This window comes from Paenibacillus sp. FSL R7-0128, assembly GCF_038002245.1.
Classification (GTDB): domain Bacteria; phylum Bacillota; class Bacilli; order Paenibacillales; family Paenibacillaceae; genus Paenibacillus_AQ; species Paenibacillus_AQ silagei.
The window spans coordinates 2,093,307-2,108,908 of sequence record NZ_JBBOCD010000001.1 but is presented as its reverse complement, the minus strand read 5'-3'; the positions used below and the strand labels follow the sequence as shown (position 1 = coordinate 2,108,908).

The following is a 15,602-nucleotide window of genomic DNA, read 5'->3' as shown; positions in this document are numbered from 1 at the left end:
CTCCTTTCATGTGTTAGTGATAAAGTACGCCTCAGCCAGCAGCAGTAGCGCAATCCCGGCATAAGCCTGGATTGTATAGCGCCGCGGCACAGGACGCGCCGTATAAGGCGGGAGAATAATCTCATCTGTGAATCCGCGGGCCAGCAGCCCCTGCGATAATCCGTAATACCGGTGCATCGTGTTGCCGAACAGCGCTCCTGCCATAGCCGCAGTCTCCCGCATTCTGGCCTTGTAGCCCCGGCGGCCTCCGCGCAGCCTGCGGGCCAGCAGCAGACCATGCGCTGCATCACTCAGCAGGAATAAGAAGCGGTACATAATCAGCATCAGCTCCAGGACAATCTGCGGCATCCGCAGCCTGCGCAGCACCTGCAAAAGCTCACTGAACGGAGTCGTAAACATCAGGAAGAAGAAACAGCTCATGCAGGCAGAGATTCTGGCCAGCAGCTCCCCTGCCCGCTGAAGTCCCGCCGCTGTGACATATACCGGCAGGTTCAGTCCCGGAAGCGGGAATATCCCTGCCTCTCCCGCAGCCGGATGCCCGAATTCCACGAGCAGCGCCGGTACGCTAAGCGCATAGAACAGCAGCGCTGTGCCGAACAGCATGCCATAAGCACGGAAGGGAATACGGGCCTGCAATACACACCAGGACATCATCCATAGGGTAATTGCAGCCTGTAGTACCGGATGTACGGTGTAAGAGAGAAGGAACATCAGGGCTGCGAACGAGCTTTTCCACATCGGGGACAACTGGCGCAGAGCATTATTGTAAGAGAGAACGTCAATCCGCCGGATCACTTGCTGCTATGCTGCTTCGTCCCGCCTTGCTTGCCCTTGAGCAGCCCCAGGGTATAACCGATCACACCGGCACCAATCGCGGCCTGCAATGCAAACAGCATACTCTCCGTCTCACCCGGCAGCTCGGTCAGCGGCTTGAACCACGGCTTATAGTCAGGATTCATTTCGGTAATCACACCTTCAGCCGCATCATCGGCCCCGCCGAATTCCCCATTAACCAGCAGCAGCGGCAGAATGACCAGCAGAATAACAACCAGCAGCATCAACCCATTTTTCCATTTATTGCTCATTAGGCTCTTCCTCCGTTCACCTTGCGTTTCAGCAGCGACAATTCATTCGGGCTATACGATTTCAGCCAGTTCCAGAGCAGTACCGTCAACAGCCCTTCACTGATAGCCAGCGGGATTTGCGTCACGGCAAAGATTCCCCCGAATTTGAGAAAAGAAGCCAGAACGCCGCCATCCGCCGCCGGAAAAGCCACCGCCAGTTGGAAGGAAGTCACTACGTACGTACTCAGATCAGCCACCGCAGCCGCACAGAACAAGGCTAGCTTCTCGCGGTCCGGCATTTTCATCATCAGCTTATACACTGCATATCCGGCAAAAGGACCCGCCACCGCCATCGAGAACGCATTGGCTCCAAGCGTAGTGATCCCGCCGTGCGCCAGCAGCAGCGCCTGAAACAGCAGGACAATCGAGCCGATTACGCTCATGGGCAGCGGCCCCAGCATTACCGCACCTAGTCCGGTACCGGTGGGGTGGGAGCTGCTTCCGGTCACGGAAGGCATTTTGAGCGCAGACAGTACGAAGGTAAACGCCCCGGCCAGACCCAGCAGCAGCTTCAGCTCCGGATTCTCCCGGGTCATGGCTCTCAGCTTGAAGATTCCAAGGACAAAGAACGGGATAAACGCCGCCCACCAGAACACCGCCCAGCCAACCGGCAGGAATCCTTCCATAATGTGCATCGCCCGGGCCGTCCCCGGTTCGTTCAGCATAAAGTACACCGTAAATCCGGCAACCAGTGCCGCAAAGCTCCACCATCTGTGCTTTTTCATTTGTCACCCTCCATGTTTGTTGATTTCCCATTACAGATCATAAAGCCCAAAAAACCCACCCTATAGGGTGGGAGTGTATGTACGCAGGCAAGTTCGATAGAGCGCGCAACCCGTGGCGAAGCGGAACAAGGTGCTTTTCACCGTCCCATCACTATGGGCCGTATCCTTGTATCCAGCAGCTATAACCGGGGATCACCTTGAAGCACCAAGCTTTCTCCGGTCCATCAGGGCAGAACGCCTCTTCTCATTAACCTATCCGTACACCGCTCCTATCCGCGTAGAGTCGTGGTGTGCGTAGACAAGGTAGGTCTCCTGGCTTGGAATACAGGCGCTGCAGACTTCGTCTTCCCCGGGGGCTTCCCGAGTGACCTCATGAAGTGCAGCTCTTCCATACAGTGGCGGGACCGCTCGGGAGTTGCACCCGATTCCCTGTTATCCCTTGCCGCTTCCGGCAAGAGCACCTTGTTTCATTGCTAATTCATCTCACATCATAGCGGACAGAGATTGGCCTGTCTGTGATATAAATTGGAAAAGCTCGCCTGCAGCCAATCATGGCTTGTAGAAATTTTATTTGAGTAATATAATTATTAACTATATAACCTGAACGTGGAGGCATCCGATGAAACTTGATCTAACCGAACAATCTTTGCCCGTGTACGAGGCCCTGTCCAGTACCGTGCGCCTGCATATGCTGCGGCTGCTGTCCGATAAGCCCATGAACGTGAAGGAGCTGGCCGCAGCCCTCAAGCTCAGCAGTGCGATTATGACCATGCATGTGCGCAAGCTCGAAGCCGCCGGGCTGATCCGCAGCCATATGGCTCCCGGTAAAAGCGGTCTGCAGAAGATCTGTACACTGGCCGCCGACGGGGCTGAGATAGTTTTTCCGGGACAGGCCCGGACTCCGCGCAGAGGGTACCGCAAGGACATCCCTGTGGGGCATTATTCCGACTTCCAGATCGAGCCTACCTGCGGACTGTCTACGACAGAGAGGGTCATCGGGCACTTTGACGATCCCCGTTATTTCTGGGACCAGGAGCGGGTGAACGCCGGGATTCTCTGGTTCGGAAAGGGGTTCGTGGAGTATAAAATCCCGAATTTCCTGCTGTCGAGCCAGCAGCCGGAGGAGCTTGCCATCACGATGGAGATCGCCTCCGAAGCCCCGTCGGTCAACAACAACTGGCCGTCGGATATTACCTTCACACTGAACGGACAATCGCTCGGCTTCTGGACCAGCCCCGGTGACTACGGAGATAATCCGGGAAAATACACCCCGGCCTGGTGGCCTGCACTCACCAATCAATACGGCCTGCTCAAGCAGCTGCGGATTACTCAGACGGGTACCTTCATGGATGGGCAAAAGCTGTCGGAGGTCACCCTGGATCAGGTAGGCATCCGCAACAAACAATGGACCTTCCGGCTCTCTGTCGAGGAGGATGCCGAGCATATTGGTGGCCTCACCCTGTTCGGCAAGGGCTTCGGCAACTACAACGAGGATTTGGTGTTTGAGTTGTTTTATACAGATGGCGTGGCAGATTTGCCGGGTCCTATATGAAAGCCAGATTAGGGTGTGTAGAAGGTAGGTAGGTAGGTAGGTAGGTAGGTAGGTAGGTAGGTAGGTAGGTAGGTAGGTAGGTAGGTAGGTAGGTAGGTAGGTAGGTAGGTAGGTAGGTAGGTAGGTAGGTAGGTAGGTAGGTAGGTAGGTAGGTAGGTAGGTAGGTAGGTAGGTTAGTTTTCGTTTCAGCTACTTTTAGAGCTAATACTCCTTATTTCTGCTTAACGCTCACTTTCAGCAAAATTCAGGTGCATTAGTGCTCTTCATTTCTGCTCAACGCTCACTTTCAGCAAATTCAGGGGCACTTATGCCCCTCGCAACATCCATACAGCCCACTTCCAACCGCACCAAAGGGATTTTTCCCTCTCATTTCCTCATCTAGCCCACTTTCCGCCGCATCAGAGGGATTTATCCCTCTCATTTCCTCCTCCAGCCCACTTTCCACCGCATCAGTGGGATTTATCCCTCTCATTTCCTCACCCAGCCTACTTTCTGCCGCATTAGAGGGATTTATACATCTCATTTCCTCACCCAGCCCACTTTCCGCCGCATCAGTGGGATAAATCCCTCTCATTTCCTCCTCCAGCCCACTTTCACGCCGCATTAGATGGATTTATCCCTCTCATTTCCTCTTCCTCCCCCTCACCTCCACAACGCAAAAAAAAGCCCCTCCAACCGCCGCATTGTGCAGGTTGGAGGGGCTATCGGTGATCGATCCGTCTCTTATGACAAGAGCGGCTTCTAGCCTATCTTTTCGCCTGGCCCCTAGCCGTTAGGCGTGGGCCGTCATTCCGCCACCGGCTGCCACTTGCCGCCGCCGCCCGGCAGCGGACAGCTGCGGGCCTTCAGCCGGGCCACGACGGGAATGATACAGCCGCAGGCGGTACAGGTTACGCCATCCTGCAGCTTGGGGCAAGCCCCGCAAAGCGCAAGCCGCTCGGCATAGACCTCGTCTGAAGCGGTATTGCCGGGGTTGAACATGGAGGACGCCAGAATGCGGGCAATCTGTGCTTCCGTGACCTTGTACTCCTCCCGGCATCCTTTGCAGGCTGAAGTGGTTGTCATGCAGTTCTCTCCTTAGGCTTGTGGAGTGATGGCCAGTACCGTTACCGACATTGGTGGCAGCTCTACAGTCAGCGTATCCCCTTCAAGCTTGAAGGCGCTGAATGCCTGCGGTGTTACAGCTTCCGGCTGCTCAAAGCTATTGTGGGCATCGATGGAAGCTCCGGCCAGCGTTGTTCCGCTTACGGATGCTTGACCAGCCAATCCGCGCAGGGCAAGCGGCAACACTGCCGATGACGCGTGATTCAGGTTACACAGGCTGACATGAATGATGCCCTCAGCATTGACTGAAGCCGAAGCCGATACTTCAGGAATCTCTACGCCATCATAGCTGTATACCGGGCTGTCCACGGTGAACTCCAGCAGTTCTGCATCCTGATGCACCTTATACATGTTGAATACATGATAAGTAGGAGTCAGGAGCATTTTCTCGCCTTCGGTCAGAATAACAGCCTGCAGCACGTTCACGGTCTGGGCAATGTTCGCCATCCGTACACGGTCACTGTGCTTGTGGAAAATATTCAGCGTCAAGCCGGCCACCAGCGCATCGCGGATCGTATTCTGCTGGTAGAGGAAGCCCGGGTTCGTACCCGGCTCAACATCATACCAGGTGCCCCACTCGTCAACGATCAGGCCGACTCTTTTCTCAGGATCGTATTTGTCCATGATGGCAATATGGCGGGTAACCAGCTCATCCATGAATAGCGCCTTCTTCAACGTTGTGAAGTATTCGTCTGTTCCGAAGCCTGTAGCCGCGCCCTTATGATTCCAGTCCGAATTAGGCAGGGTGTAATAGTGCAGGGTAATTGAATCCATGAAGCGGGTAGCTTCACGCATCAGCACTTCCGTCCAGTTATAATCATCCGAATTCGCACCGCAGGCGATCCGGTGGATCTTGTTGTCTCCATAGTTACGTACATACGTCTGATATTGGCGGTACAGATCAGCATAGAACTCAGGACGCATGTTACCGCCACAGCCCCAGTTCTCGTTGCCCACGCCGAAATACTTAACGCTCCAGGCATCTTCCTGGCCGTTCTTCTGACGCAGCTCAGCCATTGGCGAGACTCCGTTGAAGGTCAGATATTCCACCCACTCGGACATCTCTTGAACAGTTCCGCTACCTACGTTACCGTTGATGTACGGCTCGCAGCCCAGCATCTCGCAGAGGAGCATGAATTCATGTGTACCGAAATGGTTGTTCTCTACCGCGCCGCCCCAGTGTGTGTTGATCATCCGCTTGCGCTCTTCGCTCGGGCCGATACCGTCCTTCCAGTGGTATTCATCGGCGAAGCAGCCGCCCGGCCAGCGCAATACCGGAATTTTCATTTCTTTAAGCGCTTCCACTACGTCGTTGCGGATACCTTTGGTGTTCGGAATAGGGGAATCTTCGCCCACCCAGATGCCTTCATAGATACAGCGTCCAAGATGCTCAGCGAAATGTCCGTAGATGTTGCGGTCAATCTTACCTTTGCGGATGTCGGTGTTCAGTACAATGCGTTCTGCCATGGGAAGTTAACGCTCCTCTTTAGATTAATATATTTGTTAATCATTTAACACTTATATTAACATTATAATCAAGCTTCCTCTAGTTCGTCAATCTTTATCTTAAGCAGCACCTCTCGCATTCCCGCATTTCACTTCCCCGCCAAAAATGATATTATGGACACACAAATACAGCATAATTGGAGAGTATGATGATTAGACCTATCAATAAAGATATATCGCTTCTTAGCCAGAAATCTGCGCCGGCCACGGAGAAGGATCTGCCCGTGTTAATGGATCTTGTGGAGACCCTGAACGCCAACTCCGACCGGTGCGTCGGCATGGCTGCGGACATGATTGGCGTCAACAAACGCATCATCGCCATCCGCGTGGAGCAGCAATTAACCCTTTCGATGATCAATCCGGTGATCGTCAAGCGTGCCCGTCCTTATGACACTGAGGAAGGTTGCCTGTCGCTCGAAGGCGTACGTCCTGCGAAACGATACGACTATATTGAGGTAGAGTACCTCGATTATAATTTTAAAAAGCACCGGGATAGCTTTACCGGATTTACGGCGCAGGTTATCCAGCATGAGGTGGATCACTGCGAGGGTATTGTCATTTGAGCCGGGACCTGAGAGCGATAACCTTCAGCAAGACGGCCGCCGAGCAAATTCTGAGGAATGAGACCGATACCCGTACGCTTTTGTCAGAATATCCGGAGTACAAGGAAGAAGTGCTGCTTGAGATCAATGCCCTATCGAGCCAAAAGCGCGCCAACCTGATCCATAATCTGCTCGCCAGCTATACCAGCAGCGCCATAATAGCGAAGAACAAAATTGTCAAAAGCGGCTTTAATCAAACCACTATCAACGCTTTTCTTCCTAATATTATTAAAGCCCGCTTTGCCATTTATCTGATCGAACAGCTGCAATTAGCGGTGTCCGCCGAATCAGCCTCCGGGCCTGTCCGGTTCAATCTCTGGGACGGTTATATTCTGCAGAAGCTCCTGTTCAAGGAAAAGCTTGTACGCAAGCCCGTATCGCTCCCTCTGTTCCGGGTATGCTGGAAGCTGATTATCCGCCCCAAAGTGCTGATGCCGCTTGTCAACAAACAAGGGATCTACTGCTTCTATTCCCGTACGTTAATCAAGCGCTTGTCCGCTCTGATCGGAGACAAGGCATGCCTGGAGATCGGTGCGGGTGACGGTACCTTGACGAGATTCCTTAACGATAACGGCACGGCCTGCCAGGCAACCGATGATTATAGCTGGGCGCATTATATCACCTACCCGGATTTTGTGGAAAAAGCCGATGCCAAAGCCGCCCTGAGCAAATACGCTCCTAAGGTTGTGCTTTGTTCCTGGCCGGTGCCCGGCAACCCGTACGAGAAGCATGTTTTTAATACGGAATCTGTAGAGTTGTATATTGTAATCGGCACAAGAGATCCGGCGATCACCGGTGACTTCGACGCGTATGATAAGGCTAAGCATTTCAGCATGGAGCTGAATGAGGAATTATCGCGCCTGCTTGTGCCGCCCTCCGGGGACAATGCGGTTTATCTCTTCACACGCAAACAAGACAGTACACACTCACGATAGGTGAGTATCTACTGTCTTGTTTGGTTTGCTGTCTATTCCGGCCTCAGCCCAGATCTCCCAGCTCAATCTGCACGATCCCCCGGTCATCCCGCACCTCGGCGATTCCGCCGATCAGATGCATCAGGCTGCCGAACTCCAGCTCCTGGAACTTGCGTGCCGCCGTATCCCGCTGCAGCTCCCAGAGACATTCGGCCAGCTCGCAGACTACCGGCACATCACAGCGGATCTCCGCCAGCTCGCGAGAGAGATGCAGCATGTCGAGATCCGCTTCAATCTTGGCACGTACGCCCTTGGGCAGCAGATGCAGGTTCTCAATGACCCCTTCTACCGTGCCGTATTCGGTCAGCAGCTTGGTGGCCGTCTTCTCGCCTATGCCCTTCACTCCAGGATAATTATCGCTGGTGTCGCCCATGAAGCCCTTCAGGTCGATCACCTGCGCAGGAGTGAGGCCCCGTTCTGCCAAAAGCTCAGCCGGATCATACACTTTATAGTTAGAGCGGCCTTTTTTCATAATCACGACCTTGACGCTGTCATTCACCAACTGGAGCATGTCGTGATCCCCCGTCAGAATATAGACCTCCGACTCCCCGCTGTAGCACGAAGCCAGTGTACCGATGCAGTCATCTGCCTCGTATCCGACCAGCCCGATATTCGGCACGCCCAGCTCTGCCACAACCTCCTTCACGAGGTCGAACTGCGGGATCAGCTCCAGCGGCGCGTCAATCCGGTTCGATTTGTAGCCTTCGTACTTCTCCGAACGGAACGTGCCCTTGCCCATATCCCAGCAGCAGACCACATGTGAAGGCTCAAACGTACTTACCGCATCGAAAAAATACTGCAAAAATCCATACACCGCATTCGTCGGCAGTCCGGCGCGGGTCTTGCGGATATATCCACCATAAGAGGTAGCATAAAAAGCGCGGAACAGCAGAGCCATTCCATCGACAATCATGACCCGGCCCTTCATTTCTGTTGCTGTGCTCATGTGTAACCTCTCCTTGTATTCCTTAATTTAGGCGTTGCTCCAAGCTTCGGCGTACTGGTCTTCCTTGTAGCCTACGGTAACCTTCTTGCCGTCAGTGACTACCGGACGCTTAATCAACATTCCATGTGCAGACAGCAGTGCAAGCTGCTCGTCTTCGCTTAAGTCTGCAAGCTTATCCTTCAGGCCAAGCTCCCGGTAGACCTCACCACTCGTATTAAAAAACTTCTTCAGCGGCAGGCCGCTGTGCTTCACCAGCACGCGCAGCTCCTCCACAGTTGGCGGCTGCTCTGCGATATGCTGCAGCTCCAGCTCATGCCCTGCTTCCTTCAGCCATTTCACTGCGCTGCGGCAGGTGCTGCACTTGGGATATTGATATACTTTCAAGTTACTCATCGTCTTCTCCTTCTATTATAATGTGCAGCAGTGATGCTAGTCCTACAGGTCGTCACTGCTGCTTAATCGTTGACTGGACCGTCTGCATAGCTGCGGCTATTCCCGACCGGCAATACACCAGGAATCATTAGGTGGAAAATGTACAACTATTCCATTCAAATCCGCATTGTGAGAGGAAATAGTTGGATTTTCGGCACTTAAATCGGGAACAATCGTTACTTTGCGAAGTATGGGGCAATATTAGTTGTACTTTTTCCACTTGCTTGCCGCGGAGCTGCCATATAGCCGGGAATAAGTGCAGCCTGGCACTTATTTGTCTGCTGTTGTGCTCCTGCGGTGGCAGAATGGTTACTCTATGAACAGTCGGAGCATATAAATTGCTGCCCGCTGCGGCAGCTGACAGCTGCGGCCAGAACATGTCCGGCGCTTACTTACCGCGCCGACTGCCGGAGCTTCTCCTGCAGCAGCGCCATATCCGGCGGCAGCGGAGCCTCGAACACCAGCTCGGCATGCGTCACCGGATGCCGGAAGGCCAGCCGCACCGCATGCAGCGCCTGGCGCGGAATGGCCGCGTCCAGCTCCGCGATCTGCGCGAGCCGGGCGGCGTCGCCTGGCGGCAGCGCCGCGCCGTCTGCGGTCACCGCCAGCTCTTGCACCTGTTGCTCCTCGCCGCCTGCGGTCACCGCCGACTCTCCCGCACGCCGCTCCTCGCCCGGCGCTGACGCCTCCGCCCGGCTGTCAGCCGCCTGCCCATACAGCGGGTGACGGTACATCCCGTCACCGATCAGCGGGCAGCCGACCGACCCCATATGCACCCGGATCTGGTGGGTGCGCCCGCTCTCCAGCTTCAGCTCGACGCGTGAAGCGGCGCTGCCATAGACCTCCTTGACCTCATACCGGGTCAAGGAGGGATAGCCGTCCGGCGTTACAATCCGCCGGTGCGGCTCCAGCGGGTCGCGGTCGATCGGACCGTCGATATCGCCGCTGGGCAGAGCAGGCACGCCGTGCACGAACGCGGTATACCGCTTGTCCACCGTTCCTGCGATCATCTGTTCAGAGATGTGCTGGTGGCTGTACGGGTTCTTGGCAATCACCAGCACCCCGGAGGTCTCCTGGTCCAGCCTGTGTACGGGGCGGAAGCGGACCCGCTCGCCCTTCTCTGCCCAGTAATGAACCACACCATTCGCCAGGGTCTCGGTATAATGGCCGTGGGTCGGATGGACAATCATTCCTGCGGCTTTGCTTACCACAAGCAGATGCCCGTCCTCATACAGAATCTCGAAGGGAATCGGCTGCGGTAAAATATCCTCTGACGTCTCCTCCTCCATCCGGATCTGGACCTGATCCCCGCTGCTCACCTTGACGCTGATATAGACACGCTCTCCGTTCAGGGTAATGCCGAGGTCCGTCATTTTGAGCCGGGAGAGCAGCTTGCGGGAGACTTCCATCCTCTTTTGCAGGATGGTTTTGAGCAGCCAGCCGTCCTCGGACGGCGGCACGATATAGGAGATGGGGGGATAATAGCTGGTCATTTGTTCCGGAACACCTTTTTGCTGCGCAGATATTCTACTTCAGCAATCTCCAGCCGGGTATTGGCGGCACGGGCCAGAGCGAAGAAATAGTCGGACAGCCGGTTCAGATAGATTACCGCCTCCGGGTTAATCTCCGCACTGCGGCCCAGCGTCACTGCCCGGCGCTCGGCCCGGCGGCAGACCGTCCGGCAGACATGCAGCACCGAGGACAGCTGGCTTCCGCCGGGCAGGATGAAGCGCTCCAGCACCGGATTCTCGGCCTGAAGCGCATCGATCCAGCCTTCCAGGCGGGTGGCCATCTCGCTTTTCACCTTATAGCGGTTCTCACTCAGCTTCACGAACGCCAGATCCGATCCGCAGTCAAACAGCTCGTGCTGAATCTCCAGCAGCTGCTCGCGGACATCCAGAAACCGTTCGTCCTCCATCAGGCTCCGTGCCTGGCCAACGAAGCAGTTCAGCTCGTCAATGGTGCCGTAAGCCTCGACGCGGACATCGTCCTTGCCTACCCGGCCGCCAATCACCGAGGTCTCCCCCTTATCCCCCGTACGCGTATAGATCGCCATGATACTTCCCTCCTAAGTTGCAAAATCACATAGTAATAGTGTAATCGTTCTTAGGTAGGGTGGCAAACAAAGATCAACATTAAAGACATGTAAATAAAACCCTGAGGAGGAAGTCCGTAATCGTCCTGCCGCACAATTCGCCTCAAGGCTTACGAAAGGTAATGCAATACATCAGGCCCTTGCACACTTCCTTGTACTCTACCTCCAGCATCTCCGGCGGAATCAGCCCAAGCATCTCCGGCATGTCCGCTCCCTCTGCAAAATATCCCTTAACCACCGGCACCTTCCCGTACGTTCCCTTCACCAGCTTCTGCGTCTCATCGGCAATCATCAGCCTTGTGCCCGGCTTCGCCACCCGGATCATCTCCAGTACCGCAGCATGCGGATCGCTGAAACAGTTGATTCCGCCGACATGGTACACGCAGTCAAAGCTGTTGTCCTGAAAAGGCAGCTCCTCAGCAGTCCCTTGGAACAGATGTGCCTCCAACTTCCACCGCCGCAGATTGCGCACCGCCTGCTTCAGCATTCCGCTGGAAATATCCAGCCCGTACAGCTCGGCCTGCGCGTTCTTGGCCTTCATGTTAAGGTACGGGAAATTATCACCGCTGCCCACCGAGGTCTCCAGCACACGCTGACCGCCGCGCAGCTCAAGCGCAGACAGGAACTGCTCTCTATAGCTGCGTTCTCCGCCGAACTTCAGCGCGAAATACAGCTTGTTGGACAGCCGGTAGAAACGGGCAATCCGGTTGTACAGCTCCAGGTACTTCCGGTTACTGCCTGTGGCATCCGCTTCCTCCATAAAAGCCAAATACCCGTGCTTCCACGGGTACTTCCGTCCATTTGCCGGATTGACCGCCCCCGTACTAACCAGCTTAAGCTCTTCATATGTATTCGGGTCCCTCAACAGCTGATCATGCAGCATGAATATCTTCCTCTCCTGACACAGTACGGTTCAAGCCCATACTTTGTGATGTTCGTGAATATTCATTATATGCCTACAATTGGAAGCGGACATCAGCCCCGGGTCTGCCGCCGTCTCCGCCTTTGGTCGTACCCCACAGACTTAGATATACGACATTTTTTTATTTTTTTCGACAAAAAGTAACAACAAAATCAGCTCTCCAGCCGATGATATTCAATACAGGTATAAATAGCTTCACTATCTAATGGGGGGATTAACATGGCTAATGTTGTTCACAAGGGGATTTCCAGGCTCCGGTTCAAAAGCATACGTATGAGAACATTTGCATTCATCCTGCCCATCTTTCTGATCACGCTGGTGCTGGTCGCTCTGTTGTCGTACATGTATTCCAAAAGCATTATCCAGCGCGAGGTTACACAAAAAATGAATGTGCAGATATCAGATATTTCTAACGAAATTAATGCGAACTTAAATGTGCACAGCAAGGTTCCCGAGGTTCTGGCAAGGACGCTGGAGAGTCACGCTGCGGAATTCACACTGGATCAATACCGGACGATGCTGTCTAGTGCGCTGGAGGCTAATCCGGATACATATGGTGTGGGTATTTATTTTGAACCCGGACGGTATGACAGCAAGCTGAAGTACTTCTCCACCTATGCCCACCGAGACGGCGACAAAATTGTGACAACCGAGCAGTACAATGACCCCGATTATAATTATCACGGGCAGAACTGGTACACTATCGGCAGAGACCATGCAGCGTTTACAGATCCATTCTATGACACAATTACAGGGACAACGATGGCTACGTTTACTGTTCCTTTCCGGGATACCACGAATACCTTGCTGGGTGTCATGGCCGGAGATATCGATCTCAAGACGCTGCAGAGCAGGATCGAACAGACCAAGGTGGGGAATACAGGCTGGGCCTTCCTGCTGGACAAGCAGGGGAATTACATTGCCGGACCGGATGACGAGAAGAATATGCAGCTGAAAATAACAGATGAAAAAAGCGCAAGTCTGTCCGCAGCGGGAGCAGAAATGCTTCAGCAGAATCAGGGGATGGTAACCTATGCCGATTCCGGCGGGACCATCCAGATGTATTATGAAAAGCTGCCGGATACCGGCTGGATCGTGGGTCTTGCCATGCCGGAACAGGAGCTGTATGCGCCGCTTAAAGGGCTGCTAAGGTCTATTCTGCTGGTTAGCTTTGCAGGTCTTATCCTGACGGTAGCAGCCGTATATCTATACAGCCGCTATATTACCCGTAAGCTGACTCGGGTCAATGAGATGTCCCGGCAGATGGCTGCCGGAGACTTCACCGGGAAGCTGGAGGTAGACAGTGAGGATGAATTCGGCAATATGGCCGGGCATTTGAACCAGATGATTACCAATCTGAGCAGACTCCTGGGGACCATTGCCGATCACTCGCTGCAAGTCGCCTCGACCTCGGAGGAATTAATGTCTAGCGCCAACCAGACCAATCACACCACAGAGGCTATTGTGGAGAATATTCAGGATCTCTCAGCCGGAGCGGATCAGCAGATGCAGTCCACCCGCGAGTCTGCAAGAGCGATGGAGGAGATGGCCGCCGGTGTGCAGCGGATCGCGGAGGCCTCAATGGACACCGCAGCAGCGGCTGGGCGGGCGGCAGGCCAGGCGCAGAACGGGTATTCCGTCATTACGGAGGCGGTGGACCGGATGGAAGAGATGGAGCGGACCGCCGCAGATGCTTCCAGCATGATTACCTCTCTTAGCGCACAATCCCAGCAGATCGGCAACATCATTGGTCTGATCAAAGGCATCAGCGATCAGACCGGCATGCTGGCCTTAAACGCGGCGATTGAGGCTGCCAGAGCGGGCGAATACGGGCGGGGCTTCTCCGTGGTTGCCGGTGAGGTGAAGAAGCTGTCCGAGCAGACAGCCGAAGCCGCCGGGCATATCAGCACCCTGATTCTTGAGATCCAGCAGGGCAACCGTGCCGCATCCGATGCGGTGCTGGCGAATGCCGGTGCCGTTCAGGAAGGCTCGCGGATGGTAGGCGAGGCCGGGCGTCTGTTCACGGATATTCTTGGCGGCATCGGCGAGATTAACACCCAAGTTCATGAGATGTCTGCTTCCTCCGAGCAGCTGCTGGCCGGAACCGAGGAACTAACCTCCTCGGTGGCGGAGATGGCAGAAGTGGCCAGGCAGGCGGCAGAGCGTTCCCAGAGCGCTGCCGCGGCCTCCGAGGAGCAGCTCGCCTCCATGGAGGAGGTAGCCGCAGCCTCTACCGAGCTGGCGAAGATGGCCGATGGGCTACAGCAGGCAGTGGCCACGTTCAAGGTTAACTAACAGAGCAACAGTGCTAACCCCCTGATAGGTCTTCGGACCAGCACAGGGGGTTATTTATATAGATTCGCTCCCCTTCCTTCCCTTCAAAAAAGCCACCAGCTCGCGGTTGACCCGCACCGGCTGCTCATGATTCACGCCGTGACCGGCGTCCGGGATGACCGTGTAGCGGAACCCGCCAGCATCCAGTGTTCCAGTGAGCTCCCGCTTCTGCTTCAGCTTATAATCTCCCAGCAGGAAGTATAGCTGATCCCGGAACGTAACCGCTTTCTCTTGTTCGTAGGGCTGAAGCTTATGGGCGAACATCGCCTGCTGGTTATGATTCTGCATTAACAGCACCAGATGCTCCCCGACTTCGGGATGCTTGTCGAACAGGCCTGAGGCCGGGGAGCTGAGCTTGCGGGCTGCCTTGAGCAGATTGCTGCGTGTAGGAACAAGAATCTCCGGGAACATCATCATCAGCGTATGTATCATGCTTTTAATTGGAGAAATGATTATTCCTCCCTCCATGCAGACAGCCTTCAGCGCTATTCCCGGCCCGTTCACCATGTAATTGAAGGCCATATATGCTCCGTTAGACACTCCTGCCACACAGAATTGGTCAAGCTTCAGCCCATCTGCGACCTTGTTAATCCAATCCACCTGGTCAAAGGTCCGTTTATGGAACAGCTCACCTGGAACACTCTTCCCCGGTCCTCCCAGCGTATCTACCGCAATGCAGCGGAAATGCCGGGACAACTCCTTCATATTCAGCAGCCACATCACCGCCGAATTATCGCCTACCCCGTGTAATAGGAGCAAGGGCGGTGACTCCGGCTCTCCCGCTGTTATACAATGAGTTGTCCCATAAGGGGTCTCCACATCAAGCTCCTGAAATTCCGTCCCCCACGCGTCAAGAAGCTCGTTATAGGACCTTAGAACCTGTTCTTTGCCGGACTCGCTTTTAAATACCTTGATCATTTTCATACTCCACCTTCCGGTACTTCATTATTCAAAAAAAACGGACATCTCCCCAAAGGAAGACATCCGCTTGATATAATCGTGCCGTATTAATTGCTCTTGCGGTGGCGGCCTCTCATATACTCATTAATCTTGAGATCCAGCAAGCTGCTGATTGCTATTACATTATCCGAGGTAAAGGACTTCTCCTGCATAAAGAGCTGTTCCATTCTGCTGCGGAGCATCTGAATTTCATCTTCCAGCGAGAGCCTGCGTGCATTCGCATCTTCTCTGGCAGGAGGTCGCCCGCTTCCGGAGCCACATTTCCCGCCAAAGGAGGATAAGTAATAATCTGCGCTCAGCACAATCACCCTTCCTGATGTAGTATT

Annotated in this window: 17 protein-coding genes and 1 riboswitch; of the genes, 4 read left to right on the top strand and 13 right to left on the bottom strand. The window is 54.4% G+C overall.

The window, feature by feature from the left end; translation table 11 throughout:
• Window positions 1–6: 6 nt before the first annotated feature.
• From cbiQ to NST26_RS08575, 3 genes are read right to left on the bottom strand one after another with little or no spacing between them, the layout of a single operon-like run.
• Window positions 7–795 (bottom strand): cobalt ECF transporter T component CbiQ, encoded by a 789-nt coding sequence (gene cbiQ, locus NST26_RS08585; protein WP_036722464.1) that lies wholly within the window; start codon window positions 793–795, stop codon window positions 7–9.
• The gene (locus tag NST26_RS08580; RefSeq protein ID WP_036722466.1) at window positions 792–1,085 is read right to left on the bottom strand and encodes an energy-coupling factor ABC transporter substrate-binding protein; all 294 of its coding nucleotides are present in this window, start codon (window positions 1,083–1,085) and stop codon (window positions 792–794) included. The genes cbiQ and NST26_RS08580 overlap by 4 nt, the downstream gene beginning before the upstream one ends.
• Window positions 1,085–1,849, bottom strand: a complete 765-nt coding sequence (locus NST26_RS08575) for an energy-coupling factor ABC transporter permease (protein WP_036722468.1) — start codon at window positions 1,847–1,849, stop codon at window positions 1,085–1,087. The genes NST26_RS08580 and NST26_RS08575 overlap by 1 nt, the downstream gene beginning before the upstream one ends.
• 285 nt (window positions 1,850–2,134) lie before the next feature.
• Window positions 2,135–2,329: riboswitch (cobalamin riboswitch) on the bottom strand.
• A gap of 139 nt (window positions 2,330–2,468) precedes the next feature.
• Between NST26_RS08575 and NST26_RS08570 the strand changes: the two genes are divergently transcribed.
• Complete coding sequence (locus tag NST26_RS08570) at window positions 2,469–3,401, top strand: ArsR/SmtB family transcription factor (RefSeq protein WP_339254968.1); 933 nt, start codon at window positions 2,469–2,471, stop codon at window positions 3,399–3,401.
• Window positions 3,402–3,696: 295 nt separating this feature from the next.
• Here the strand turns inward: NST26_RS08570 and NST26_RS08565 are convergent, their stop codons facing one another.
• From NST26_RS08565 to NST26_RS08555, 3 genes are all read right to left on the bottom strand, one after another.
• Complete coding sequence (locus tag NST26_RS08565) at window positions 3,697–3,975, bottom strand: hypothetical protein (RefSeq protein ID WP_340979026.1); 279 nt, start codon at window positions 3,973–3,975, stop codon at window positions 3,697–3,699.
• A gap of 212 nt (window positions 3,976–4,187) precedes the next feature.
• A complete protein-coding gene (locus tag NST26_RS08560) occupies window positions 4,188–4,466 on the bottom strand; it encodes a DUF6171 family protein (protein ID WP_340954857.1) in 279 nt (92 codons plus the stop codon).
• 12 nt (window positions 4,467–4,478) lie between these two features.
• Window positions 4,479–5,972, bottom strand: a complete 1,494-nt coding sequence (locus NST26_RS08555; RefSeq protein WP_340954860.1) for an alpha-N-arabinofuranosidase — start codon at window positions 5,970–5,972, stop codon at window positions 4,479–4,481.
• Window positions 5,973–6,160: 188 nt separating this feature from the next.
• Between NST26_RS08555 and NST26_RS08550 the strand changes: the two genes are divergently transcribed.
• Together NST26_RS08550 and NST26_RS08545 are read left to right on the top strand one after the other, a co-directional pair.
• The gene (locus tag NST26_RS08550) at window positions 6,161–6,574 is read left to right on the top strand and encodes a peptide deformylase (RefSeq protein WP_340979025.1); all 414 of its coding nucleotides are present in this window, start codon (window positions 6,161–6,163) and stop codon (window positions 6,572–6,574) included.
• Window positions 6,571–7,548 (top strand): hypothetical protein, encoded by a 978-nt coding sequence (locus tag NST26_RS08545; RefSeq protein ID WP_340954864.1) that lies wholly within the window; start codon window positions 6,571–6,573, stop codon window positions 7,546–7,548. The genes NST26_RS08550 and NST26_RS08545 overlap by 4 nt, the downstream gene beginning before the upstream one ends.
• Before the next feature lie 43 nt (window positions 7,549–7,591).
• On the opposite strand, the gene NST26_RS08540 is transcribed toward NST26_RS08545, so the two are convergent.
• From NST26_RS08540 to NST26_RS08520, 5 genes are all read right to left on the bottom strand, one after another.
• Window positions 7,592–8,533 carry a 5'-3' exonuclease gene (locus tag NST26_RS08540; protein ID WP_051477787.1) on the bottom strand — a complete coding sequence of 314 codons (942 nt, stop codon included), beginning with the start codon at window positions 8,531–8,533 and terminating at the stop codon, window positions 7,592–7,594.
• 27 nt (window positions 8,534–8,560) lie between these two features.
• Window positions 8,561–8,926, bottom strand: a complete 366-nt coding sequence (locus NST26_RS08535) for an arsenate reductase family protein (protein WP_036696760.1) — start codon at window positions 8,924–8,926, stop codon at window positions 8,561–8,563.
• Between the two features lie 431 nt (window positions 8,927–9,357).
• Window positions 9,358–10,458: an RluA family pseudouridine synthase gene (locus tag NST26_RS08530; protein ID WP_340954867.1), complete on the bottom strand. Its 1,101-nt coding sequence runs from the start codon at window positions 10,456–10,458 to the stop codon at window positions 9,358–9,360.
• Entirely contained in the window at window positions 10,455–11,021 is a 567-nt protein-coding gene (locus NST26_RS08525; protein WP_036696754.1) for a cob(I)yrinic acid a,c-diamide adenosyltransferase, read from the bottom strand. Before NST26_RS08525 ends, NST26_RS08530 begins: the two co-directional genes overlap by 4 nt.
• A 142-nt stretch (window positions 11,022–11,163) precedes the next feature.
• A complete protein-coding gene (locus NST26_RS08520) occupies window positions 11,164–11,943 on the bottom strand; it encodes a class I SAM-dependent methyltransferase (protein WP_340979024.1) in 780 nt (259 codons plus the stop codon).
• Window positions 11,944–12,201: 258 nt separating this feature from the next.
• Here NST26_RS08520 and NST26_RS08515 point away from each other — a divergent pair, with 258 nt between their 5' ends.
• A complete protein-coding gene (locus NST26_RS08515) occupies window positions 12,202–14,277 on the top strand; it encodes a methyl-accepting chemotaxis protein (RefSeq protein WP_340979023.1) in 2,076 nt (691 codons plus the stop codon).
• A 54-nt stretch (window positions 14,278–14,331) separates the two neighbouring features.
• Here NST26_RS08515 and NST26_RS08510 read toward each other — a convergent pair whose 3' ends face one another.
• Window positions 14,332–15,234, bottom strand: coding sequence for an alpha/beta fold hydrolase (locus tag NST26_RS08510; RefSeq protein WP_340979022.1), 903 nt, complete (start codon window positions 15,232–15,234; stop codon window positions 14,332–14,334).
• A gap of 89 nt (window positions 15,235–15,323) precedes the next feature.
• Complete coding sequence (locus NST26_RS08505) at window positions 15,324–15,578, bottom strand: aspartyl-phosphate phosphatase Spo0E family protein (protein WP_051477788.1); 255 nt, start codon at window positions 15,576–15,578, stop codon at window positions 15,324–15,326.
• Window positions 15,579–15,602: the final 24 nt, after the last annotated feature.